General features: G+C 60.4%; 24 protein-coding genes and 2 rRNA genes. 5 read left to right on the plus strand and 21 right to left on the minus strand.

Going from position 1 to position 22152, the window contains the following annotated elements:
- Positions 1 to 175: 175 nt before the first annotated feature.
- On the minus strand, positions 176 to 1216 hold the full coding sequence (gene queA / locus HGA39_09350) for a tRNA preQ1(34) S-adenosylmethionine ribosyltransferase-isomerase QueA (protein NTW29549.1): 1041 nt from the start codon (positions 1214 to 1216) through the stop codon (positions 176 to 178).
- A gap of 154 nt (positions 1217 to 1370) precedes the next feature.
- Here queA and HGA39_09355 point away from each other — a divergent pair, with 154 nt between their 5' ends.
- Positions 1371 to 2129 carry a CehA/McbA family metallohydrolase gene (locus HGA39_09355; GenBank protein NTW29550.1) on the plus strand — a complete coding sequence of 253 codons (759 nt, stop codon included), beginning with the start codon at positions 1371 to 1373 and terminating at the stop codon, positions 2127 to 2129.
- On the opposite strand, the gene HGA39_09360 is transcribed toward HGA39_09355, so the two are convergent.
- Positions 2126 to 2704, minus strand: coding sequence for an epoxyqueuosine reductase QueH (locus HGA39_09360; protein ID NTW29551.1), 579 nt, complete (start codon positions 2702 to 2704; stop codon positions 2126 to 2128). The two genes, HGA39_09355 and HGA39_09360, sit on opposite strands and share 4 nt — an antisense overlap.
- Positions 2705 to 2728: 24 nt before the next feature.
- A complete protein-coding gene (gene folD / locus HGA39_09365; GenBank protein NTW29552.1) occupies positions 2729 to 3583 on the minus strand; it encodes a bifunctional methylenetetrahydrofolate dehydrogenase/methenyltetrahydrofolate cyclohydrolase FolD in 855 nt (284 codons plus the stop codon).
- A 117-nt stretch (positions 3584 to 3700) separates the two neighbouring features.
- On the opposite strand from folD, the gene HGA39_09370 reads away from it, so the two are divergent.
- Positions 3701 to 4048 carry a superoxide reductase gene (locus HGA39_09370; protein ID NTW29553.1) on the plus strand — a complete coding sequence of 116 codons (348 nt, stop codon included), beginning with the start codon at positions 3701 to 3703 and terminating at the stop codon, positions 4046 to 4048.
- A 78-nt stretch (positions 4049 to 4126) separates the two neighbouring features.
- On the opposite strand, the gene HGA39_09375 is transcribed toward HGA39_09370, so the two are convergent.
- The 12 genes from HGA39_09375 to HGA39_09430 form a co-directional block, all read right to left on the minus strand.
- A complete protein-coding gene (locus tag HGA39_09375) occupies positions 4127 to 4489 on the minus strand; it encodes a hypothetical protein (protein ID NTW29554.1) in 363 nt (120 codons plus the stop codon).
- A 78-nt stretch (positions 4490 to 4567) separates the two neighbouring features.
- Positions 4568 to 4924 carry a hypothetical protein gene (locus tag HGA39_09380; protein NTW29555.1) on the minus strand — a complete coding sequence of 119 codons (357 nt, stop codon included), beginning with the start codon at positions 4922 to 4924 and terminating at the stop codon, positions 4568 to 4570.
- 1 nt (position 4925) lies between these two features.
- Complete coding sequence (gene ruvB, locus HGA39_09385; protein ID NTW29556.1) at positions 4926 to 6044, minus strand: Holliday junction branch migration DNA helicase RuvB; 1119 nt, start codon at positions 6042 to 6044, stop codon at positions 4926 to 4928.
- Positions 5987 to 6580, minus strand: a complete 594-nt coding sequence (gene ruvA / locus HGA39_09390; protein ID NTW29557.1) for a Holliday junction branch migration protein RuvA — start codon at positions 6578 to 6580, stop codon at positions 5987 to 5989. Before ruvA ends, ruvB begins: the two co-directional genes overlap by 58 nt.
- Positions 6577 to 7086, minus strand: a complete 510-nt coding sequence (ruvC, locus tag HGA39_09395; GenBank protein ID NTW29558.1) for a crossover junction endodeoxyribonuclease RuvC — start codon at positions 7084 to 7086, stop codon at positions 6577 to 6579. Before ruvC ends, ruvA begins: the two co-directional genes overlap by 4 nt.
- Before the next feature lie 192 nt (positions 7087 to 7278).
- Complete coding sequence (locus HGA39_09400; GenBank protein NTW29559.1) at positions 7279 to 8034, minus strand: YebC/PmpR family DNA-binding transcriptional regulator; 756 nt, start codon at positions 8032 to 8034, stop codon at positions 7279 to 7281.
- 75 nt (positions 8035 to 8109) lie between these two features.
- Complete coding sequence (pdxT, locus tag HGA39_09405; protein NTW29560.1) at positions 8110 to 8718, minus strand: pyridoxal 5'-phosphate synthase glutaminase subunit PdxT; 609 nt, start codon at positions 8716 to 8718, stop codon at positions 8110 to 8112.
- Entirely contained in the window at positions 8687 to 9541 is an 855-nt protein-coding gene (pdxS, locus tag HGA39_09410) for a pyridoxal 5'-phosphate synthase lyase subunit PdxS (protein NTW29561.1), read from the minus strand. The genes pdxT and pdxS overlap by 32 nt, the downstream gene beginning before the upstream one ends.
- 164 nt (positions 9542 to 9705) lie before the next feature.
- Positions 9706 to 10755 carry a DUF3048 domain-containing protein gene (locus HGA39_09415; protein NTW29562.1) on the minus strand — a complete coding sequence of 350 codons (1050 nt, stop codon included), beginning with the start codon at positions 10753 to 10755 and terminating at the stop codon, positions 9706 to 9708.
- A 66-nt stretch (positions 10756 to 10821) separates the two neighbouring features.
- Positions 10822 to 11643, minus strand: coding sequence for a prolipoprotein diacylglyceryl transferase (locus HGA39_09420; GenBank protein ID NTW29563.1), 822 nt, complete (start codon positions 11641 to 11643; stop codon positions 10822 to 10824).
- Between the two features lie 40 nt (positions 11644 to 11683).
- Entirely contained in the window at positions 11684 to 12232 is a 549-nt protein-coding gene (locus HGA39_09425) for a LemA family protein (protein ID NTW29564.1), read from the minus strand.
- A 152-nt stretch (positions 12233 to 12384) separates the two neighbouring features.
- Positions 12385 to 12762, minus strand: coding sequence for a hypothetical protein (locus HGA39_09430; protein ID NTW29565.1), 378 nt, complete (start codon positions 12760 to 12762; stop codon positions 12385 to 12387).
- Positions 12763 to 12883: 121 nt separating this feature from the next.
- Between HGA39_09430 and HGA39_09435 the strand changes: the two genes are divergently transcribed.
- The 3 genes from HGA39_09435 to HGA39_09445 all read left to right on the plus strand — a co-directional run bounded on the left by HGA39_09435 (position 12884) and on the right by HGA39_09445 (position 15407).
- A complete protein-coding gene (locus HGA39_09435) occupies positions 12884 to 13651 on the plus strand; it encodes an AzlC family ABC transporter permease (protein ID NTW29566.1) in 768 nt (255 codons plus the stop codon).
- Complete coding sequence (locus HGA39_09440) at positions 13641 to 13991, plus strand: AzlD domain-containing protein (protein ID NTW29567.1); 351 nt, start codon at positions 13641 to 13643, stop codon at positions 13989 to 13991. Before HGA39_09435 ends, HGA39_09440 begins: the two co-directional genes overlap by 11 nt.
- 120 nt (positions 13992 to 14111) lie before the next feature.
- Positions 14112 to 15407: a DUF1015 domain-containing protein gene (locus tag HGA39_09445; GenBank protein ID NTW29568.1), complete on the plus strand. Its 1296-nt coding sequence runs from the start codon at positions 14112 to 14114 to the stop codon at positions 15405 to 15407.
- Between the two features lie 6 nt (positions 15408 to 15413).
- Here HGA39_09445 and HGA39_09450 read toward each other — a convergent pair whose 3' ends face one another.
- The 6 genes from HGA39_09450 to HGA39_09475 form a co-directional block, all read right to left on the minus strand.
- Positions 15414 to 16205, minus strand: a complete 792-nt coding sequence (locus HGA39_09450) for a hypothetical protein (GenBank protein ID NTW29569.1) — start codon at positions 16203 to 16205, stop codon at positions 15414 to 15416.
- A gap of 359 nt (positions 16206 to 16564) precedes the next feature.
- Positions 16565 to 17134, minus strand: a complete 570-nt coding sequence (locus HGA39_09455) for a dCTP deaminase (GenBank protein NTW29570.1) — start codon at positions 17132 to 17134, stop codon at positions 16565 to 16567.
- Positions 17135 to 17226: 92 nt separating this feature from the next.
- A complete protein-coding gene (locus HGA39_09460; protein ID NTW29571.1) occupies positions 17227 to 19512 on the minus strand; it encodes a vitamin B12-dependent ribonucleotide reductase in 2286 nt (761 codons plus the stop codon).
- Positions 19513 to 19725: 213 nt separating this feature from the next.
- Entirely contained in the window at positions 19726 to 19950 is a 225-nt protein-coding gene (locus HGA39_09465; GenBank protein NTW29572.1) for a NifU family protein, read from the minus strand.
- Positions 19951 to 20125: 175 nt separating this feature from the next.
- A 5S ribosomal RNA gene (gene rrf, locus HGA39_09470) occupies positions 20126 to 20241 on the minus strand.
- Between the two features lie 93 nt (positions 20242 to 20334).
- Positions 20335 to 22152, minus strand: a 23S ribosomal RNA gene (locus tag HGA39_09475); the annotation flags it as partial.

Consider the following 22152-nt stretch of genomic DNA (forward strand, 5'->3'; position numbering starts at 1 on the left):
TAGCCTGCGTAGAAGAGCTCCGCTGCCTCCGTCTTTGTTGCATCATCCCATTTCATGACATCACCCCCAAAAAGAGAGTTGGACCCGGAACTTTCATTCCGGGTCCAACTTTAGGGGCGCGGTCCACTACTGCCAGCCCTTCGCGGGACTTTCTTACGATCAGTTGTCTCTCCATCTAGAAAATGAGCATCGCATCACCGAACGACAGCATGCGGTAGTTGTCGCGAATGGCCGTCTCGTACGCGCCAAGAATCCGTTCCCTGCCGGCGAAAGCGCTCACCATCATGAGAAGCGTGGAGCGTGGGACATGGAAGTTCGTCACCATCGCGTCCACCACGCGGAATTCATATCCCGGAAGGATATAGAGCGAGGTCGACCCCTCGGCGGCTCGCGCAGCGCCGGTCTCGGGGTCGGCTGCACTCTCGAGAGCCCGCACGCTCGTCGTTCCCACAGCCAACACTCGCCCGCCCTTTGCGTGGGCCTCATTGACCGCCAGAGCCGTCTTGGCCGACACACGAAAGTGCTCCGTGTGGATATGATGCTTCTGTGGATCCTCTTCGCTCACGGGCCTGAATGTATCGATGCCCACATCGAGCTCGACAGTCTCGATGCGCACCCCGGCATCTTCGATCCTGCCGAGAAGCTCCTCCGTGAAGTGTAGCCCTGCCGTAGGTGCTGCAGCCGAGCGCTCGTCACGTGCGTAGACAGTCTGGTAGAGCTCCGGATTGGTGAGCGACTTCGTTATGTAGGGCGGAAGCGGAACCTCGCCGATACGGTGCACGACGTCAAGCAGGGTCGTCTCGCCGGATCCGAGGCGAAACTGCACCAGACGTCCCCCGCTCTCGTCCGTCTGCTCGACGACCAGCCCCGTCATTGCCCCGTCGCCGAACACCATCTTCGCCCCTGGGCGTAGGCGACGCCCCGGTTTGACCAGGCATTCCCATGCATTCGCATAGCGCTCCCGAAGCAGAAGCACCTCCACGGCGCCTCCCGTTTCGTCCTTGACGCCCAGAAGCCGCGCGGGCAACACACGCGTCTCGTTGACGACAAGCACGTCCCCGGTGTGCAGGTATTCGGGCAAGTCCGAGAACGTTCTGTGCCACAGGTCCCCCGTCACACGGTCAAGCACCATCAGCCGACACGAATCGCGCGGCTCAGCAGGATGTTGCGCGATTCTGCCCGTGGGCAGGTCGTAGTCGAAATCGTCGGTGAGCACGAGGACAGTCTCCTTCTGGGGAAGCCGGAACATCACTCACGAAGTGTAGCGCACGACACGGCAACCTCGCCTCAGTTCCCGGCTTGATCCGACCATGAGAACACTTCGCGCAGCCGGGCTAACGTGCTACCATCTTCGAGCCATGCATACACACATGTCCGCCGCAGATCTGCACATCCACACCACATCTTCCGACGGCATCGCATCACCTCGCGAAGTCTTGGAATGGGTGTCTGAAGACACCGACCTTGCCGTCATCGCCATATGCGACCACAACACAAACGAAGGCGCTCTCGAAGCAGCCGCACTCGCTTCACGGTACCGCGTCGAAGTCGTTGTCGGCCAGGAAGTGGAAAGCGCCCAAGGGCATATTCTCGGCCTGTGGACGCCCAAGCTCGTCAAGCCCGGGATGAGCGCCGAGGAGACCGTATCGGCCATCCACGCTCAGGACGGGCTCGCAATCATCGCCCATCCCTACGCTCCCTGGTGGTGGCACAAACTCGGCTTGCGTCATGGAACAACCGAGTCCTACGATGGCGTCGCTTTCGATGGAGTCGAGGTCGCCAACTCAACGCCGATGCTCCTTCTTGCCAACTTCCGAGCCCGTCGGTACTGGCGCGAGAACGCGCACCGCCTTGCGGCAACCGGAGGAAGCGACGCACACATGCTGTCGCCCATCGGCACGAGCCGCACCTTGTTCCCCGGGGCGACAGCCGCGGATCTGAGACTTGCGTTGGAGAACCGCACGACTGAAGGCGGGGGTCCGACGTTCAACCCGCTGCGAACTCTGACCTACGCGCGCAAGGTCAGAGAAATCCGGAAACGAGACCACGAGTACAAGCAGCGCGAGATTGAACGCGCACTATCGCTGGGCTGCGTCGCCGACGAGATTCCGGCACTCACCCAGATCTAGCCGCCACCGGGCGCCGTGTGTCTCGAGGCCCTGCGTTCGTCTCTCGCGCGGCGCGCCTCGTCTTCAGAGAATATGCATCCGCAGTAGTTCTGGCGGTACATCCCGATCTCCCGAGACCGCCGAGTGGCCCGGGGATACCGCTGCCGGAAGTCTTCGTGAACGTAGGCGATCCCCGCCTCTCCGCAGGCGCGCTCGCCCTCGATACGAATGAGTTCGGGGTCCTGGTAGGGGCTCACCGTGAGCGTGGTAGCGAGCGCCTCGAAGCCGTTCTCGGCAGCGCACTGAGCCGCGAGACCGAGACGCAATGCGTAGCATGCCCGACACCGCTCTGCGCCTGTCTCGGCAAGAGGCCCGACCCGCTCCATCCAGACTTCCGGTTGATAGGCGACTTCAAGCACGGCCACATCCTGCTGCTGCGCGTAGGCAAGCAATACCGAACGTCTGCGCTCGTATTCCTCAAGCGGATGGATGTTTGGATTCGCATAGATGACGCATGCATCGCCGAACCGCGCGCGATACTCATCAAGCGGCTCGATCAGACACGATCCACAGCATGCGTGCAGCGCAAGCCTCATTCGATCATCGCCTTCAACAAGAAGCTACAGCGACACGCCCGCTACTCTGGCGGCCGCCTCGGCGGTGTTCATGACGAGCATCGCACGAGTCATCGGTCCCACACCGCCCGGAACCGGCGAGATCCAGCTGGCAAGCGGCTCAACGGCCCCGAAGTCCACATCGCCGACCATACCCGCCTCGGTCCGGTTGATCCCGACGTCGATGACCACCGCGCCCTCCTTCACGTAGTCGGGCGTGATCATCTTGGGACGCCCGATCGCCGACACCAGAATGTCGGCCTGTCTGCAGACGGCTGCGAGATCGCGAGTTCGCGAATGGCAGACAGTGACGGTCGCGTTTCGCTCCAGAAGCATAAGCGCCATCGGCTTGCCGACGATCGAGGACCTGCCGATGACCACGGCGCTCTTGCCCGATGGATCGATCCCGTAATGGTCAAGCATCGCCATGACTCCCCACGGCGTGCATGCACGGGCAGCACGGATTCCTCGCACGAGGCGCCCGAGGTTCTCGGGATGCAGCCCATCGGCATCCTTCTCGGGACTGATCAGTTCCAGCGCGATCTCCTCATCAAGGTGCTTGGGCAGCGGAAACTGGACGAGGATACCGTGGATGGATGGATCGGCGTTGCACGACCCGATGATCGCGTTGAGCTCCTCCTGTGTGGTATTCGCGGGACGCCGAAAGTCAACACTGTTTATGCCGACCTCGGCGCAATCGCGCTCTTTCATGCGCACATAGGACTGCGAGGCAGGATCATCCCCGATGAGCACGACCGCCAAGCCTGGCTCCACACCGGCGGCTTTCACGCGCTGGACCAGCTCCGCGGCCTTCTTGCGAACCTCAGATGCAACCAGCTTGCCGTCGATGATCTGCGCCATTGTGCAGGCTCTCCTTTGTGCCAGGATGTCGAAGTAGTCAGTTTAGCATTCCGCCAAAACATCGACCGTTGGGGTATACATAGGAATCCGAAAAGTCAACAGACAAGGAGTCCAATCATGCCTGATGCTCCGATCCTGGGCGGAATACATCGCCCTGAAGACCTTACCACCGCCGACGACTTCACAAAGAAGCACACGCCGTTCGTGTCGTGCGAGCGAACCGGCGAGTCCTGTGAGGTCTTTGTCGAGGTCGGCCATGCGGTCTCGCATCCAAACACCCCGGATCATTTCATCGAGTGGATCGAGCTACGGGTCGGCGACGCCACCGTCGCTCGCTTCGACTTTTCCGCAGTCGTAACACAGCCGTCGATCAAATGCCGCCTGAATCTCGAGCCGAGCACAGAAATCGTGGCGTACGCATCATGCAATCTGCATGGAGTCTGGGCGGCCGGAATCACAGTCTAGGCCAGCCCGACAGCACCACCTACAAGCCCAATCGCCTACCCATCGCCGACGCGAGGATATGTCGCCTGCGTGCGACTTCTAGTTGGCCCGCGCCGGATCGAGCGAAGCCAAGATCGCGGCCGCCTGTTCGCGCCTGGTGCCGGCATCGATGATGGACCCTTCCGACTCCAGGATTTCCGCTTCCAGCTCGAGGGCCTCTGCAACTTTGCGCGCAACCCTGTCGTCGTAGTTCGATATCTCCAGGAAGGAGACCATCGAATGCGGAGCGAGCCTCAAGAACAGCTGTGGATCCATATCGACCGTAAGCCCGATCGCCTGGTCGAGGACGTCGATAGACTCCTCGGCGGCGCCCCCCTCGCGGAAGCGCTGGAATGCGCGACGGATCGCCGAACCCATCTGCTCGATGATCCTCAGGATGTAGTCGTTCTGATATTCCACCATTCACCCTTTCAAGAGCGCGCAAAACAGCCGCTAACTGAAACGTACCCTTAGCCCACAGGAACCAAAACTTCTACCGTATCAGCCAGCAACGAGGCGCACGATCGCATATCCGACCCCAAGAGCACCCACGATGCTCACGACGATCTTCGCCCGTCGGGACACAAACCGTGAGCGCCACAAGATCACATAGGCCAGCGGAAAGAAGATCAGGTAGCACAGCACAATCGCCAGCCACACAACGGGCCAGTCGTTCTCCTGTGACACACCGGCGTTCAGGTCAGGCGTGTAGTCCTCGGCCTTCTGAAGGCTCGGATTCACTTCGCCGAGCAGCCCTCTCGTCTTGTTGGGCGGCAACTCCCGCAATCCGCCGGACAGGGCCCGTTCCAGCTCCTCTTCGCGCCCAGACGCGCCGTCATGGCTCATGTCGTGCGGCATATCAGAAGAGCCCTCCTTGGTCCGGAGCTCCCGCTGGCGCCGCGAGGCCCAGGTGAGCATACGTACGTGCGGTTGCCTGACGCCCCTTGGGCGTACGAAGCAGCAACCCGAGTTGAAGGAGGAACGGCTCGTACACGTCTTCCAGCGTTTCAGGATCTTCCCCCACAGAGCTTGCGAGCGTGTTCAGGCCGACAGGTCTGCCCACAAACGTCTGGGCCAGCGTACTGAGAATCTTGTTGTCCATCGTGTCCAGGCCCAGATGGTCGACCTCGAAGAATGCCAGCGCCTCTGCGGCGATGTCCTCATCGACCCGCCCGTCGCGTCGCACCTGCGCGTAGTCGCGAACCCGCTTCAGCAGCCTGTTTGCCAGCCGGGGTGTGCCCCGGCTGCGGCGCGATATCTCCGCCGCACCCTCGGCATCGATGTCAACGCCCAAGATTCCGGCCGAGCGCTCAACGATCGCCTGCAGCTCGCCGGGTGTGTAATAGTCGAGGCGAAACGCTATGCCGAACCGGTCACGCAGAGGCCCGGTGAGAAGGCCGGTTCGTGTCGTGGCACCGACCAAGGTGAACTTGGGCAGATCGAGTCTGATCGACCGAGCCGCCGGCCCCTTGCCGATGACGATATCCAGCACGTAGTCTTCCATCGCCGGATAGAGGATCTCCTCAACCGCGCGGTTGAGCCGGTGAATCTCGTCGATGAAGAGGACATCACGTTCATCGAGATTCGTCAGAATCGCAGCCAGATCACCTGCGCGCTCGATGGCCGGGCCGCTCGTTGTCTTCAGGGTCACGCCCAGCTCGTTGGCGATGACCTGCGCCAGCGTCGTCTTTCCCAAGCCTGGAGGCCCGGACAGAAGCACGTGGTCGAGCGGTTCGTTGCGCCCCCGCGCCGCCTCGATCAGAACAGTCAAGTTCTCTTTGACGCGTCCTTGCCCGAGATACTCTGCAAGCCTCTTTGGCCGAAGTGAGCGGTCTATCTCGAGGTCGTCTTCCGTGAAGTCTGCCGAGACAAGCCGCTCGACATCGGCATCGCGGGATGAGCCCGCCTCCCAAAGCGTGGTCACTTCGCACCCCCAAGGCGTCTCAGCGCGTACTTGAGCAACGCCTGTGCGCCTGATCCCGAACCATCGTAACCTTGGACGGCTGCCGCTATCTCGGCCGAGGAGAAGCCCATCGCCAGAAGTGCGTCCGTCGCTTCCGCCGCACCTTTTCCACCTCTGCCGCGATGGGCCGACGGCACTCCTTGCACCTTGGCACCGAGCTTATCTTTGAGGTCGAGGATGATCCTTTGCGCCGTCTTCTTCCCAATGCCCGAAACGCCCGAGATCGTCGCGATGTCCTCGGAGGCCACCGCGAGGGCCAAAGCATCCGGCGAGAGGGCGGACAATGTAGCGAGCGCGACCTTCGGCCCGACCCCCGAGACCGTGATCAGTTGTTCGAACGCATCCTTCTCCATCTCGCTTGAGAAGCCGAAAAGGGACAGCTCGTCCTCTCTGATATGCAGGTGCGTCCACAGAAGCGTGTCATCTCCCGTGGCAGGCAGAGCCGCCAGCGAACTGCTCGACATCGACAGCCGATAGCCCACTCCTCCGACCTCCACCAGCGCATATGTCGACGCCTTCACGACCACACGGCCTCTCAAGAACGCTATCATCGGCCGGTCCTCTCGGCGATTGCGGTAAGCGCGATGCTGTCGCGCAGGTTCGCATGGCAGATCGCCGCCGCCAGTGCGTCGGCAGCGTGGTCGGGCACAGGGTCGTGATCGAGGCCGAGCATGACGCGCACCATGTACGTGATCTGCCGCTTGTCGGCCGTACCGGTCCCGGCAACAGCGCTCTTGATCTGCACGGGCGAGTACTCGCCCAACTGCAGCCGTGCGCCTGCCGTCGCTAGGATCGCGACTCCGCGCGCCTGACCCGTGGCAAACGCGCTCTTGGCGTTGGCGCCGAAGTACACACTCTCGATGCCGCATTCCTCGGGCCGGTACTTCTCGATCACACAAGCCACTCCGTCATGAATCGCGGTGAGGCGTTGGGCGAGTTCTTCCCTGGGAGTGGTCGCGATACACCCGTAGGCGACGCACCGCAGTTTGGAACCGTTGCGCTCAACTACGCCCCACCCGGTATGAGCGAGCCCGGGATCGATGCCGAGAAAGACCATGCGGCACTGTCCCCTCTCCCAGTCTGCTTTCCAACTCGCCAATCGAACATATGTTCAGGATAGCCGCCCTGCGCGATAGCGTAAAGAAGCCTGCTCCTAGATGTCTGTCGCCTGCAAGAGAAACGGGCCGCCGCTCTTGCGCGGCAGCCCGTTGTCGTTTGCGGTTCGCGTCACCATGATCTCTGCGGCCGTCTACTCCAGAGCGGCTGCGATCTCATCGGTAAGCTCCATCGTGTGGTACACATTCTGGATGTCGTCAGACTCCTCAAGCCGGTCGACCAGTCTCATGACCTTCTTGGCGTCCTCGACGGTGACGACCGCCGGGGTTATCGGCTCCATGATGAGTTCGGCTCCCTTGACCGACACGCCTGCCGCTTCAAGCGCCGCACTGACGACTGCAAGATCGGAAGGAGCCGTATAGACCAGCCACTCATCTTCGGCCTCGGCGAGGTCTTCCCCCCCGGCATCTGCAACAAGCAGCATGAGTTCGTCCTCATCGGCGATGCCCGCCTTATCGACCGAGATCTGGCCCTTGCGCTCGAACTGGAACGCAACCGAACCCGTCGCACCGAGGTTGCCGCCCGCTCGCGTGAAAGCTGCACGGACATCGGCAGCGGTGCGGTTTCGGTTCTCGGTGAGGGCTTCGACGTAGAGGGCAACCCCCGCAGGGCCGTAGCCCTCGTAGACGATCTCATCGTAGTTGGTTCCTTCAGCACCGGCACTGAAGGCCTTGGCGATGGCGGTTTCGATCTTGTCTTTGGGTAGTGAGTAACTCTTCGCCTTGGCGATGGCGGCCGCGAGCGATGCGTTATTCTCGGGATGAGGGTCTCCCCCCGTCTTGGCCGCAACGGTGATGATCCTGGAGAGCTTCGAGAACAGCGCCGAGCGCTTCGCGTCCTGTGCGCCCTTGCGATGCTTAGTCGTTGCCCACTTGGAGTGTCCGGACATGCTCGAAGTTCCTTTCAGCCATTCGCCAAGAAGCTGCCGCGCACATTCTACGCGATCAGCGCCTCGCGTCTTTGTTTACGCTCCGATTACCGTCTCGGCAAAGTAGCGATGTATGCTCGGATCGCCCGTCAGTTCCGGGTGAAACGTCGTGATCATGAGGTCGCGCTCACGAGCGGCCACAGCGAATCCGTCGTATGAAGCGAGCACTTCCACGCCAACGCCCACCCGCTCGATCCGGGGAGCCCGGATGAAGATGCCGGTGAACCGCTCGGCAATGTGTGCGAAATCCAAGTCCGCCTCGAACGAGTCGATCTGTCTGCCGTAGGCGTTGCGGCGTACGGACACATTCATCAGATCGAGGCCCCGCTGCTCCGAAATGCCGTCGACCACTTCCTTCGCGATCAGGATCGCTCCGGCACACGTGCCCCACACCGCCATGCCCTCGGCGTGCCGGCCTGCGATTGCCTCGTAGAACCCGTAGGTCTCCATCAACTTCGAGATCGCGGTCGACTCTCCGCCGGGAATGATGAACCCGGCGCAATCGTCCATCTGGGACGGCAGACGCACAGCGACGGCAGCAACACCCAGCGCCTCGACAGCGTAGATGTGCTCCCGAAACGCTCCCTGCAGGGCCAAGACTCCGATCTTCACCCTACCAGCCCCGCTCCTGCATGCGCTCGGCATCCGGAATGTCTGAGATGTTGATGCCGACCATCGCCTCGCCGAGGTTGCGTGACACGCGCGCAATGATGTCGGCGTCTGCGAAGTGCGTGGTTGCCTCCACAATCGCCCGCGCCCTCTTGGACGGGTCCCCGCTCTTGAAGATGCCGCTGCCGACGAACACGCCGTCACAGCCCAACTGCATCATGAGTGCGGCGTCGGCCGGAGTCGCAATGCCGCCCGCCGAGAAGTTCACGACAGGGAGCCTCCTGTTGTCATGAACCCACTTCACGAGCTCGTATGGCGCCTGCAGGTCCTTCGCAGCTGCAAAAAGTTGCTCGCTGCGCAGCCCAGAGATGAGAGCGATCGCATCGGTAACCGTGCGCATGTGGCGAACAGCCTCCACGACGTTGCCGGTTCCCGGCTCGCCCTTCGTTCGGACCATTGCGGCGCCTTCACCGATTCTGCGGAGAGCTTCGCCTAGGTTACGGCACCCGCACACAAAGGGAACCGTGAAGTCCCACTTGTTGACGTGATGCTCGTCATCGGCTGGAGTGAGGACCTCGGATTCGTCGATGTAGTCCACGCCCAGCGACTGCAGAACCTGCGCCTCAACGAAGTGGCCAATGCGACATTTCGCCATGACGGGGATCGTGACGGCCTTGATAATCTCCTCGACCATTGTCGGGTCGGACATGCGCGCGACGCCTCCGTGGGCGCGAATATCGGCGGGAACGCGCTCAAGTGCCATTACGGCGACCGCTCCGGCGTCCTCGGCGATTCTGGCCTGCTCGGCGTTGACGACGTCCATGATCACGCCGCCTTTGAGCATCTCGGCCAGGCCCATCTTGACCCGGAGAGTGCCTATCTCTTTGCTGGTATCGGCCACGTAAAACGACTCCTTCCGGTTTGTGTACGGCCAAGCCGCCCAAACCGCATCAACGAGAGGTGCATAGTCTAAGGATTGTACCCGCCCGAGAAGAACACGCACAACCAGCGCGCAGGTGCGGATTACTTCACCGTGATTGGCGTATCCATCGAGATCACCTGAAACCAGGTGTTCCCAGGGGCGAGTTTGATGGGCACGCCGTCAGCATTCTTGAAGGTTGGCGGCGAGTTCTTTTCGGCTGTCCATGTACCGTCAAAGCGCTGACCGTCGCGGAAGACGGACACGCGTCCTGTGCCCCCGAGCGTGATGTCGTAAGTCGGAGCGCCATTGGCGTCGGGAACAGCCGGCGTATGGACGGCCCACAGAACCACCACGTTCCGGGCTGCCACCTGCTTGCCTGTAGCCGCGTCGAGATGCACCTTGCCGTCGTTGACGCGCAGATACGTCTTCGAAGGCGCATCATAGGTCCAGGTGACGCGATTCACGGTTGAGAACGGCACGTAGACGCTCGTAGCGGTGGGAGTCGACGCCAAACTCGAAAACGTGTACGACAGCCCTTTGATGGCGAGCGTGGTCGGAATGCCTCGCTTCAGCGAATCGGAGTAGGCTTTGGCTGTGTCGAGGAACAAGTTATGGGGTGCCACGCGCGTACTCACTCTCGAATACGGCACGGTGACGCCCACGTCTTGCGACATGTTGGGCAGCTTGGCGGCAACGACGGCGGCGTTGACGCTCGTGCTCGCACCGGAGAAGAAGAGAATCGCTTGGTACTGCGGTACAACCCACAGGTCAGAGAGCCGAGCGCTGCGTACCGGACCCACGCTGGCAGGTAGAGTGCTTTGGAAGATGCAGTTAAACCGCGTGATCCCGCCTTCCGTCACGGACTCGTATACCACGTCCGCCGAGTTCAAGCCGAACTGCGGCCGGGCTTCCGGCGAGTTCTCGATCTTGACGGATATCGGGCGCCTTGTGATATCCGTGGGATTCTTGGCAGGCAGGCCAGTCAAGGGCCAGCGCACGACTTCTGCGGGCTTGGATACCGTCGGCTCAACGGAGGCGACCGGCCACGGCGAAGTGATCGCTGCCGTCTTCCCGCCGGAGCATCCTGCCAAAAGCGAGAGAGCTGCGACGGATGCGGCGATCAGTACGCATGTCCGGACACGCGCGGTCACTACCCGTCTTCTCACTTCCGACAACCTCCGACACTCCAAAGGGCTGACGTTCCTATGCGAACCGCACTACTGCGCCGATCGTCCTTCCTCAGGTAACCCACGCCTGTGCGACCAGATCACCACCGCGATGCCAACCGCCACAACAGGGACACTCAAGAGCTGGCCCATCGTGAATCCGCCGGAGAGAAATCCGATCTGCACGTCAGGCTGCCTGAAGAACTCCACGAAGATCCTGAAGACGCCGTAGAGCGTGAGAAACCAGCCGACTATGACCCCACGAGGCGGATGTGAACTTCTTGTGGCCATCCATAACAGCACAACAAAAAGGACCACACCCTCAAGCAGCGCCTCATATATCTGCGACGGATGCCTAGGCAGAGTACCCGCCCCGGGAAACACAACGCCCCATGGAGCGGTTGTCGCGCGTCCCCATAGCTCGTCATTGATGAAGTTGGCAATGCGCCCGAAGAACAGCCCAATGGGCGCACCGACGGCGCCAAGGTCCCCCAGCGTAAGCCACGGGATCCCCATCGCACGAGCGGCTATCAGACCGGCGAGCAGGATTCCGATAAGCCCTCCATGGAACGACATTCCCCCGTCCCAGGTGGACAGGATCTGTCCTGGATGCTGCCAGTAGTAGCCCTCACCGTAGAACGCCACATATCCGAGCCGCCCGCCAAGAATGACGCCTACGATAGCCGCGAGCACAACGGACAGCAGGTCATCATCACTGAGCCGAATGCCCCATCGGCGAACAAGCCACCGCATGACGCAGTAGGCGCCAATGAAGCCGATCAGATAGGCGATTCCGTACCAGCGAACCGTGAACGCGCCCAGACGAAGGGCGACCGGATCGACAGCGGGAAATGCGATTGCGGCGATACTCACTTCGCTGATGCTCCCGTTCGGATGGAAGAAGCCGGACTGGCTAGAACACCACCTGAGGAGCGCTGGCAGCGGCCGGATCGGCCTCGAAGTATTCCCTCGGCGTGAAGCGGAACATGCCTGCAAGCACGTTGTTCGGGAACGTCTGAGTCGCGGTGTTGTAGGTCATCACCGAATCGTTGTAGAACTGGCGTGCATAGGCAATCTTGTTCTCGGTGTCCGTCAGCTGATCCTGCAATTGAAGGAAGTTCGTGTTCGCTTTGAGTTCGGGATAGGCTTCCGCCACCGCAAACAGGGATTTCAGCGCCCCTGACAGCGCATTCTCGGCCTCAGCCTTCTGCTCTACACCCTGCGCACCAATAGCCGCGGCACGGGCCCTCGTGACGTTCTCGAAGACGGTGGACTCGTGCTTGGCGTAGCCCTTGACGGTTTCGACAAGGTTCGGGATGAGGTCATAGCGACGCTTGAGCTGCACATCGATCTGAGACCAGGAATTGTCGACGCGATTCCGCAGGACAATAAGCCGGTTGTATATCGAGACAACAGCAAATACGACCACTATGGCAACAAGGAACAGACCTGCGCATATCAAAGATGGCAAGGCACTCACTTCGAGGCCCTCCTCTCCCGCCGGTGATCCGGTTGGGGTAGCGATTGATGTCGCCCTCCATCCTAGCAGAGCGTGCCGAGAAAGACCCACAGGAAAGGTCGACAGAGACCCATCAAGACTGGCGGGCCACGGCGTTATCGAGTCGGGGTGCCGATTTCCGCAAGAGCATCGTGGACGCAGTCCACATGAGCGAGTTGACGACGGAAATACTCGCAATACGCCTCAATGACTTCATCGCGCTCAACAGAGACGCTCGGCGAGGTGCGTCGCACTCCCACTGCCGCGCTCAAGTCGCATCGCGACCTGCCGGGGTCTTCGGTCTCCTCGGCGATGGCTTGGATCGCGCTCAACAGAAAACTCGGGACGACGCCGGTCACGGATATCTCGGAACCGCAATGGGGGCACACGAACATCACATCGGCGCACTCCGATTCGCGGAGAACCACCGAGTCAATGTCCTCGATCGACACATTGACAGGCCCGTCGACGGGACAGGTGATCGTCAGTTCCATGTCAACCGCCTCCTTTGCGCTTACAACTAGATTGTACCGTTGCGAGCCCCGTAATCCGCGGTCGCGGCCACTCTTTTTTGTGACCGCAAGAATCGCGCCATGAGGTGTTACCATACCCTTTATGCCTGAGAGCCTTCCCAGAACCAACCGCCGTTCGAATACCGGACCTCTCTGGGCGCGCGCCCTCGATCCCGGTCACATCACACGCTTCAGACGCGGGGTCAAACTCGGGTTCCCTATCTTCCTCGGATACATGCCGGTCGGCATGGCCTTCGGCATCCTGGCCCGCACCAACGGATTCTCGGTGGCGCAGGCGGTCATCTGTTCGGCGACCGCACTGGCGGGAGCGGGGCAGTTCATCGCGCTGTCCTTTCTGGGAGCAGGAGCCTCCGTCACGCAGGTTCTCATAGCCACGACCGTTGTGAACCTGCGTTACGTGCTGTTTGCCTCCACACTCTCCCCCTACCTGAAGGGCGTCCCCATCTCTGCCCAGGCCCTCCTCGCCTACTCGCTCACCGACGAAACCTTCGCCGTGAACATAGCCGATCGGCGCCAAGGCCTCTCCACCGTCGGTTCGATGATCGGCGTGGGAGCCATTGCGTGGACAGGATGGGTTCTGGGCACCGCCCTAGGAGCGGCGGGTACGCAGTGGATCGGCGACCCCTCGCGTTTTGGCGTCGGCTTCGCGATGCCGGCCATGTTCACGGCACTGTTTCTCGCGCTTGCCGAGAACCGCCGCCACGTTGTCATCGGGATCCTTGCGGGAGGCCTCGTGCTTGCCCTCCAGGTGCTCGGAGCACTGGGTCTCCACGTGACTTCCAGCTGGGCGCTCATCATCGCTTCGATGACCGCCGCCACTGTCGGGGCGGTGATCTGGCGTGAATCATGATCTCTCCCAGGCCGTGATCTGGGGTGTCATCATCGGCATGTGCCTGCTCAACTATGCCGTGCGTTTCCCTCCGATGGCGATCGTCTCGCGCATCGATCTCCCGCCGGCAATCATGCGCTGGCTGTCATTCGTCCCGATCGCGGTCATGGGAGCCCTCGTGGCAAGCGAAGTCCTGACGCCCGGTGGCGCTTGGGCAAACCCCCTCTCGAGTCCGAGTCTGTACGCAGCGGTGGTGACGGCGCTGGTCTACCGGTTCACTCGGAGCTTCCTTGGCGCGACACTCAGCGGAATGGCTTCCTTCGTGCTCTTCCAACACGTCATCCCGGCACTTCTGGGCTAGCGTACCGCCTTGGACGGTCTTTCCCCACCCGAGTGCGTGCGCTAGACTGGCGGTTCATTTCATACGCTGTGCCGATCGCAGAACGCCGGTCCACGTAAGCATCGAAGAGGAGTGCCGACAATGGCTCGCGTCCGCCCGTTCGCCGCATACCGATATTCCAATGCCGAACTCGACATCTCCCTGCTCGCTGCGCCTCCCTACGACGTGATCAGCCCTGCACAGCGCGAATCGTTGCTGGCAAGAGACCCTCATAATGTCGTCGCCCTGGAACTTCCTTCGGGCGCAACCGATCCGGCCGTTCCTGGCAACCGCTATGACACAGGCCGCGCTACGTGGACCCAGTGGCGCGAATCGGGTGTCCTCGACCGCGACGCCGAGCCCACCCTCTACGTTCTGGAGCAGCGCTTCGTGCACGACGGTCATCCGGTCTGCAGGCGCGCCTTCATTGCGGAGGTCGCCCTTGAGCCCTTCGACGCCGGCGTCGTTCTGCCGCACGAGCGCACGCTGCCCAAAGCCCTCGGAGACCGATTCGAACTCATCAAGGCGACAGGAGCAAACTTGAGTCAGGTCTTCGGCCTGTTCAACGACCCGTCGGGCAGCACGGACGTGCTGTTCGACACCGTCACCGCGGATGAACCGATAGCGACCGCGACCGACGACGACGGCGTCGTAAGCACCCTGTGGGCCACCACGGACTCGACCGTGTCCGGCTCTCTTACGGACATGATGGCTGATGAGCCCATATTCATCGCCGATGGGCACCACCGCTACACGGTCGCACTCGCGTACAGGGACTTGCGCAGGATGATGGTTGCCGAGCACGACGATGCTCCTGCAGATCCCCTCTACGACTACGTGATGATGGCACTCGTCAACATGAACGATCCCGGCCTCCTCGTCCTGCCGACCCACCGCATCGCAGACGCGCCTGGCGGTTTCGACGGTGCGGCGTTCTACATGGCGCTGTCGAAGCATTTCGTGGTCGAAGACACGGACGCGTTTGACTCTGCCGCTCTCGACGGGATCCCCGAGCCGGCGTTCCTCATGCAGACCAGAGTCGATGATCACCCCAAACTCATTCGCCTCCGCAACGACGTCGACCTTGACGTTGCCATTTCCTCGCCCCACTCTTCGGCTTGGAAGCGCCTGGACGTCGCCGTCCTGCAGGAACTGATTCTTGACCGCCTGCTCGACGTCCATCCCGATCGGCCTGCAACCCTCGACCGCCTGAGGTTCGCGAAGAACGCGCATGAAGCGTTTCGTATGGTTGGCGAGCACGACGTGGCATTCATCCTGCGGGCAACCCCCATGGAACAGCTACGCGAAGTCGCGACCGCGGGCGAGACGATGCCGCAGAAAAGCACGTACTTCTACCCGAAACTCCTGTCGGGACTTGTGTTCCGCGACGCCGAGTAACCGAAGCTAGCCTCTCGGGAACTCCCGCCTGCGTACTCCCACCCCGGAGGGAGTCCTTGCGATGATGCGGGGACACACAGCAGACAGTCGACATGCGTTGCAGGCCGGTTTGCGCGGTCGGCACGAGTCCCTGCCAATCAACCAAGCAGGCAGATCGAGCCTGCCGGGCGATTCAGGACAGGCTTCCATTGCGGCACGCTCAATGGCTTCGCGAGAGTCGACATCAACCAGTCCCGTTCGCAGAAACACTCGCCTCACGTGGACGTCATATGCGACCTGTCCGCGCTCCATCCCTGTGAGTTCCACACCGAAATGCCGAGTAAGCAACCCGACGGCCATGAATGCTTTCTTCGGTCCGATGCCCTCGAACTCTGACAGCCGACGAACTACGGAAGCCACTTCGTCCCCCGCCGGCCAGATGTTGCCGGCATCCCCGCCGTAGCAGTCGACCAACCGTCTCCCCGCCGAGACAATCCACCGTGGCACGGTCTCCTTGAAACGGTGAAGCATCGGAGGCTGCTGGACCGCGGCACGAACAAGCTCGGGGTTCTCTGCAAGAAATCGGGGATCAATTGTCCCCAAGCGCTTACGTAGATGCCACGGCCCTGCCCACGCTCGCTCGGCGGGGATTCCCTGCGTGAACAGACATCCCAGCAGAAACGCATTCGCGGAGGACTCCAGCATTTCGTCGGCCTCCGCAAGACCGCAGAATGAGCCCCCCAATTGCGCAGACCGTTCATGCTCGAGTTCGGTGCCGTAGGCGAGCATCTCGGCGGCGACCGATGCATGTGGATTCACATCGCTTCACTCCCTAGCGGGACGAGCGCGGCCCGTTTGTCAGGAAGTACACGCAGAATCTGCATTCTTCCTTAATGGCCTGTGATCGATCGACGTCCATGGAGAATACGAGTTCGGGGTTGGTCGCCAACTCGTGGCGATCGCTATGACAGGCTGCGTAGGCGCACGCGACGGGGCATCTGTCCTCGAGTTCTATTGCATGCGGACAGCGATCCCGCATCTCCTTGTCGCAGCCGCGCAGCTCCCAACATCTGGCCATTCATGTCCCTTTCCGAACCAATAAGCATCTTCTCGGCAGTGCAAAGCAAAGATCCCGCCGACAGCCGCATTGGGAGTCTGATTGTCGCTGCTGAAGTAGTCTATTCTCGATGCCAGTCCAGATACATCTTACTCGGGGTCGCATCCCTCTGGCCTTGATACCTGCTGCCCAGAGAGGGATCGCCATATGGCCGATCCACCGCAGTCGTCATGCGAGAAAACGAAATCTGTCCGATCTTCATGCCTGGCGTGAGCACGATCGGCAGGTTCGCGACGTTGGAAAGCTCGAGCGTGAGTCGGCCCTTCCAGCCCGGATCGACATAGCCCGCAGTTGAGTGGATCAGAAGGCCCAGCCGCCCCAGGGAACTCTTGCCCTCAAGCCTTGCCACGATGTCATCCGGAATCTCAATCCACTCGACGGTGGTGCCGAGAACGAACTCCCCCGGATGGAGTACAAACGGCTCCTCCTTCGAGACGATGATCCCCTCAGTCAGGCCCTCCTGCTCGCGGGCGGGATCGATATACGGATAGCGCGAGTTCCTGAAGACCTGAAAATCGTCGCCCAAGTGCAGATCAACACTTGAGGGCTGAATGTTGTCGAGATCGCAGGGCTCGACCACGATGCGCCCTGCCGCCATTTCCAACAGAATCGTCCGATCCGACAGAACCATGAGACCAGCAACCCCCTCACGTCTTGTTAGAACATGACCCGCGTGCTCTCTTCGCGCGTCACAGTCGACCGTTATCGACAGACTCGCCTATGTCACGCACACTTGCTGAACCCGCAGGAGCGGCAGACGGCGCACCCGCTTTCATGCTCCAACGCGCCTCCACACTCCGGACACGCTCCCGAAAGGTTGTCGAGACGGTTGGTGTTCTTCGTGATCCCTACCTGGGTCTCGCCCGTTGCGATATAGCTTGACGCATGTTCGAGCACGATGCCCACAGCATCGGCACACGAAAGAACCTTACCTCCCTCAGCCCAGCACGGCGAGGGGCACCGTATTCCCCGGAGATGTTTCATGATAGCTTCGGGATCGACTCCGGCCCTCAGCGCGACTGAGACCATCCTCGAAAGGGCCTCGGACTGGGATGCGGCGCAGCCGCCCGACTTGCCCATCTGAGTGAATACTTCGCACATCCCATGCTCATCCCAGTTGACCGTCACATAGAGGTTCCCGCAACCGGTCTGTATCTTCTCCGTGCGTCCTACGGTAACAGATGGCCGAGGCCGCGGTTCTATCTCGCCGTGACGGGGCGCCTCCGAGGCGACAGAGGCGCCTACCTGGCTACTCTTGCCGGTCGTCAGAACCTGGCCTTGCTTGCTTCCGTCCCGATAGATGGTCACTCCCTTGACGCCGAGATCGTAGGCAAGGTCGTAGACGGCACGAACGTCGTCGATGGTCGCTTCCGAAGAAAAGTTCACCGTCTTGGAGACCGCGTTGTCGGTATGCTTCTGGAATGCAGCCTGCATTCTGATGTGCCAGGCGGGCGCGATGTCGTGCGCCGTGACAAACACGCGACGAACGTCGTCGGGCACCTCATCAATATCAGCCACCGAACCATGATCAGCGATAAGTCCCATGAGATCGGGGCCGTAGAACCCGCGCGCAACCGCGATGTCTTCGAAGAGAGGATTCACTTCAACTAAGCGATCGTTGTCCATCACCGTGCGGATATATGACACTGCAAAGAGCGGTTCGATCCCGGACGAGCAGTTCGCGATGATCGACAGCGTGCCTGTCGGGGCAATTGTCGTGACCGTTGCGTTGCGGATGGGACCACCATCCGAGGAATCGTAGATCGATCCCACGAAGTTGGGGAACGAACCACGCGTCTCAGCCAGCTTGCGCGATTCAACCTTGGCCTCGGCATCGATGAACGCCATGACCTTTTCGCCGAGAACCACGCCTTCTTCACTGTCATATGCGAGATCCATTTTGATCAGCATATCGGCCCAGCCCATCACGCCGAGACCGATCTTGCGATTGCCGTGTGCAAGTTCGCCTATCTTGGGAAGTGGGTATTCATTGACTTCGATCACGTCATCCAGGAACCGGACGCCCTTATGCACGATGTCGGCCAGCTTGTCCCAAGCGACCTCGGGCCCCGCTTCTCCGGCGATCACGAAGCGGGAGAGATTGACGGAGCCGAGGTTGCACGCCTCAAACGGCAGCAACGGCTGCTCACCACAGGGGTTGGTGGACTCGATCTCGCCCAGTGCAGGAGTGGGGTTGTCGCGGTTCATGCGGTCGATGAAGATGATTCCGGGGTCACCAGTCGCCCAAGCCATGCGCACAATCAGCTCGTAGACCTCGCGCGCATCGAGCTCGCCGAATACCTCTTTGGTTCGCGGATTGATCAGATCATAGTTGGTACCGGCACGAACGGCCTGCATGAACTTCTCGGTGATTGCCACCGATATGTTGAAATTTCCGAAGTCCCCATCAGCCTTGCAGGTGATGAAGCTCAGAATATCCGGATGGTCGATGCGCAAGACTCCCATGTTCGCGCCGCGCCGCGTTCCGCCCTGCTTCACGGCCTCGGTAGCTTGGTTGAATACTCGCATGAATGAAACGGGACCGCTTGACACGCCTTGCGTGGAACGCACCTGGTCGCCGCCCGGGCGCAGCCGCGAAAAGCTGAAACCCGTGCCTCCGCCCGATTTGTGGATCAATGCGGTATCTCGAACCGCACCGAAAATCGACTCCATTGAATCCTCTACAGGCAGGACGAAACACGCCGAGAGCTGTTGAAGATCCCGTCCGGCATTCATGAGGGTGGGCGAGTTGGGCAGAAACTCGAGCGATGTCATAAGTTCGTAGAAATCATGACTCACTTCTGCAATCGTCTTGTCGTCTGCGCCCCAGTTGCGCTCGGCGGACGCGATGTTCTCGGCAACCCGGATGAACATGTCCGAAGGATTCTCGGCAGGGTTACCTGCTTCGTCCTTCAGCAGGTAACGTCTCTCTAAGACCTTGACTGCATTCAAGCTGAGAAGACCGTCAATGGCGCGCGAGTAGTGCTCCGCGGCAACAGATTCCAGCATGCGGATCCCCTCTTCGTGAGTGCGCTTTTCTGCGGCTCGTAGCCGCGCAATACAATATGTAGGCGTGTAGCCATCCTACGGTCACATATGTTGTACGTCAACGAGAAGACGACAAGCGGCGAACCAGTACATATGAACGGACTCGGACGCAAAAAGCCGCAGCCCATTGAATAGCGGCTGCGGCCGGTTAGACGCATCCAAGCCAAGAGCCGGTTAGACAGGCTCTACGCGAACCAACTCAGGGAACTGCTGCTTGAGAACGCGCTCCACACCGTTCGAAAGAGTGATCTGCGACATCGGACACCCTTTGCATGCACCCACAAGCTTAACCTTCACAACACCGTCATCAGTGACTTCAACGAGTTCAATGTCTCCGCCATCCGCCTGCAGTGCCGGACGAATCTGATCGAGCGCGCTCTGAACCTGCTCTTTGTCCACCGTGTCCTCCTTGGAGGGTCTGTTGACCGGGACTAATGTGCCCCGGACTCACGTCCGCATGATGTGCGCTTGCACAGCGAGAACTGTACCACAATCCTTACGGCTGGACTCAAGTTTCCGCGCTACGTCCCAGAGACAGCCTCTGGACCGAAAAACAAAAAGAATCGTCGGATGTGCTCAGCGACGTCCTACTCTCCCACGGCCTGACGCCGCAGTACCATTGGCGCTGGAGGGCTTAACTGCCGAGTTCGGGATGGGATCGGGTGTACCCCCTCCGCAATAGCCACTGAGCACATCCGACGATTCTCGTCGGAATGTTATTCGGTTTTCATGCGCATCTAGAGTGCGGCTGCACCCTGAATGCTGCATAGCGCGATCACGAGTTGGAATGAGATCAAGACCTCGGCCAATTAGTACTGCTCGGCTAAACACATCACTGCGCTTACACCTACAGCCTATCAACCTCGTAGTCTACGAGGGGCCTTACCTGGTTAACCCAGTGAGAGACCTCATCTTAGGATGGGCTTCCCGCTTAGATGCTTTCAGCGGTTATCCCGACCGAACGTAGCTACCCAGCAGTGCCGTTGGTCGACAACTGGTACACCAGAGGTTCGTCCGCTCCGGTCCTCTCGTACTAGGAGCAGACTCCTTCAAGTCTCTTACGCCCACGGTGGATAGGGACCGAACTGTCTCACGACGTTCTAAACCCAGCTCGCGTACCGCTTTAAATGGCGAACAGCCATACCCTTGGGACCTACTTCAGCCCCAGGATGCGATGAGCCGACATCGAGGTGCCAAACCCTCCCGTCGATGTGGACTCTTGGGGAGGATCAGCCTGTTATCCCCGGAGTACCTTTTATCCGTTGAGCGACGGCCATTCCACTCTGAGCCGCCGGATCACTAGAGCCTACTTTCGTATCTGCTCGACTTGTAGGTCTCGCAGTCAAGCTGGCTTATGCTCTTGCACTCTACGAACGATTGCCAACCGTTCTGAGCCAACCTTACGCGCGCCTCCGTTACATTTTAGGAGGCGACCGCCCCAGTCAAACTACCCACCTGACACGGTCCCCGACCCGGATTCACGGCGTCGGGTTAGATCGTCAATCTGCCGAGGGTGGTATTCCAAGGGTGGCTCCACCAGGGCTGGCGCCCCAGCTTCAAAGCCTCCCACCTATCCTCTACACGACAAACCAACGATCAATGTCAAGCTGTAGTAAAGGTTCACGGGGTCTTTCCGTCCTACCGCGGGTAATTCGCATCTTCACGAATAATACAATTTCACCGAGTCTATGGTTGAGACAGCGCCCAAGTCGTTACGCCATTCGTGCAGGTCGGAACTTACCCGACAAGGAATTTCGCTACCTTAGGACCGTTATAGTTACGGCCGCCGTTTACTGGGGCTTAGTTTCAGAGCTTCGCCTTGCGGCTGACCCCTCCACGTAACCTTCCAGCACCGGGCAGGCGTCAGACCCTATACGTCGTCTTACGACTTAGCAGAGTCCTGTGTTTTTAGTAAACAGTCGCTTGGGCCGTTTCACTGCGACCTCAGTAAGCTCACACCGCGTGGGTGATCACCAGCCGAGGTGCTCCTTCTCCCGAAGTTACGGAGCCATTATGCCGAGTTCCTTAACCATAGTTGTCTCGATCGCCTTGGTATTCTCTACCTGCCTACCTGTGTCGGTTTGGGGTACGGGCACCAGTAGAACTCCTTAGAGGTTTTTCTTGAAAGTATGGGATCACTGACTTCACTCAATCGCTTCGTCATCAGCTCTCAGGCTTCATGTACGACGGATTTACCTATCGTACGCCCTACAGCCTTTCACGGGGACGTCCAGAACCCCGCTCAGCTACCCTTCTCCGTCACCCCATCAGTAATAACGCGCTACTAGTGGTACAGGAATATCTACCTGTTGTGCATCGACTACGCCTTGCGGCCTCGCCTTAGCTCCCGACTGACCCTGGGAGGATTAGCCTTGCCCAGGAACCCTTAGGCTTACGGCGGAAACGTTTCTCGCGTTTCTCTCGTTACTCATGCCAGCATTCTCACTTCTGTACAGTCCACGGACGGTCACCCGCCCGCTTCGACCCGTACAGAATGCTCCCCTACCACTCCACTTAGTGAAGTCCGCCGCTTCGGTACCATGCTTGAGCCCCGTGAATTGTCGGCGCATGTCCACTTGACCAGTGAGCTATTACGCACTC

Source organism: Coriobacteriia bacterium, from assembly GCA_013336165.1.
Classification (GTDB): Bacteria; Actinomycetota; Coriobacteriia; order Anaerosomatales; family JAAXUF01; genus JAAXUF01.